The following is a 1,809-nucleotide window of genomic DNA, read 5'->3' as shown; positions in this document are numbered from 1 at the left end:
CTGCCGCTGAAGGCCGAGACCGTGCGTCGAGAAGCGATGGCGCAGCTCGAAGACTGGCCGGGGTGGGTGCTCGGCGGCCCGGGCCTTATGGCTTCGAAATCAACGGGAAGGCCTCAGGCTGACGAATGGATTCCACGGCAAGATCCACGTCCAAGCTTGGCCAGTACAGATGGTTGGGTGATGGACGTTCGACATTGGAGATCTGCTCCACCGTCGCCGACTTGAACCAAGGGAAGTGCTCGAAGGGAAGGAGCAACTCTTCGTCTCCAAGAAGAAGCCAAAAACCGTGCTTGGAGATGTTGGTGACTTCAGCGGCCGAAGTGACGGTTCCATGCATCTTCGATCTCCTTCAGATGGACTTCCACAACAGCCTGGGCCTCAGCGAGCTGGCGTGGCGTCAGCCCTGTTGCTGTGGCGACATGGACGCTCGGGGTGAGCCAGAACTTCGCTTCGCCGTCGGGATGCGCCACATGCACGTGGATGCGGGGCTCCTCCCTGGAGAAGAAGAACAGCCGGAACGGACCATCGCGAACCACAGTGGGCGCCATGAAATCACTGTAGCCGATCCGCGTGCCGCAAAACCTGCCTTCGCGGCAGGCCTGCGAAGGGGAAACCCCTTGAGGTCAGGAGTCCATCAATCGCGGCAATGTCCCGCTCGCTGTTGAACCGTGAGAGGTGACGGCTCCTGGGTCGACATGCCACGCGGCCTTCAAGGTCGCGCTTTCTTCGGCTGTGGTGCGGCGAGCATCGAGCGCCTTGATCAGGCTGCGCATCTGGCTGCAGCCACGCAGCTTGCGCATCCGGACAGCCGCGTCGTTGAGCGCACTGGCCACCCAGCGCAGCACCATCTGCCCATCGCCCCAGCGCTTGACGTTGCGGCAGTAATGCGCCACCGAGCCGTTCAGGTTCTCGATCGGGTTGGTGGTGCGCAGCGTGCGCTGCAGCGCACCAGTGATGCCCAGCGTTTGCACCGTCAGGGTCTCCTCCAGGCCTTCACGCAGGCTGGCCGCCGCGCCCGGATGTTTGCTTTGCAACGACGCGGCCAGGCGGCTGAGCTGCTTGCGCGCCCCAGATCGGCATCCGAGGCCGACCAGGCATCCCTCAAGGCGCGCTTGACGCTGGAGTGCAGTTCCTCGGGCAGGTGCTCCACGACGTTGCGCCAGCTGCTCCTGGCTGAGCTGCACAAAGCGCCGCGACACCGCGCTCTTGGAGGCTGCAATTGGATGGTGCGCCGCGGCAACCGGCTCCTGGGTGCTCGCATAGCGCCGGGTGGACACGCCCGCAGCCATGGCGGCCATCGTCGCGGCGTCCAGCGGGTCGCTGTGGGCGGCCCACTCAAAGCTGGGCAGCGACAGCTCGCACTGCGTCAACGAGCGAGCCCGCGGGCGGCGCACCGCGATGCGCTGGCCACCCAGCACGACCTGGCTGGCCGTGGTGCCACCGCGTACCGCACGGCGCTGGGCATCGGGCACGCCAGAGGCGCCGCACAGCGCGACCCGGTCGGACTCCATCAGGGCTGCCAGCACCTTCTGGCCCGCATCGATGCACAGGCCCAGGAAGGCGTGGCGCACATCGCGCAAAACGCCCTGCACGGGCAACGAGATCTGCACCTGGGCAGTTGGCAATGCCCGCAGCGCGGGCTTCATGCGAGACTTCATTTCGGTGGTTCCTTTCTTTGCTTGCAAGGCACCTGGATGTTCGCATCCAGGCGAAAGGAACCGCCACCTTCATCTCATCCGTTCAACAGAGTTCGGGACATGTCCCGGTTCCCCAGCGACAAGCACTTCGCCAGCTGGATGGGCCTGTGCC

General features: G+C 65.0%; 2 protein-coding genes and 1 pseudogene. All 3 read right to left on the bottom strand.

The window, feature by feature from the left end:
- Positions 1-85: 85 nt before the first annotated feature.
- Positions 86-337, bottom strand: coding sequence for a DUF2442 domain-containing protein (locus ACOVRJ_RS05175; RefSeq protein WP_422042832.1), 252 nt, complete (start codon positions 335-337; stop codon positions 86-88).
- Entirely contained in the window at positions 309-548 is a 240-nt protein-coding gene (locus ACOVRJ_RS05170) for a DUF4160 domain-containing protein (RefSeq protein WP_422042831.1), read from the bottom strand. Before ACOVRJ_RS05170 ends, ACOVRJ_RS05175 begins: the two co-directional genes overlap by 29 nt.
- A gap of 153 nt (positions 549-701) precedes the next feature.
- Positions 702-1,658, bottom strand: a pseudogene (locus ACOVRJ_RS05165) (transposase); the annotation flags it as partial.
- Positions 1,659-1,809 lie beyond the last annotated feature (151 nt).

Source organism: Roseateles sp., assembly GCF_049240545.1.
Lineage (GTDB): Bacteria > Pseudomonadota > Gammaproteobacteria > Burkholderiales > Burkholderiaceae_C > Paucibacter_A.
Note: the sequence above shows the minus strand (reverse complement) of the source record. Positions and strands in the feature narration are given on the sequence as shown.

What these genes read in the sequence shown, in the direction of transcription:
- ACOVRJ_RS05175 (WP_422042832.1), bottom strand. Translation starts at nt 337, where the DNA reads ATGCATGGAACCGTCACTTCGGCCGCTGAAGTCACCAACATCTCCAAG.
- ACOVRJ_RS05170 (WP_422042831.1), bottom strand. Translation starts at nt 548, where the DNA reads ATGGCGCCCACTGTGGTTCGCGATGGTCCGTTCCGGCTGTTCTTCTTC.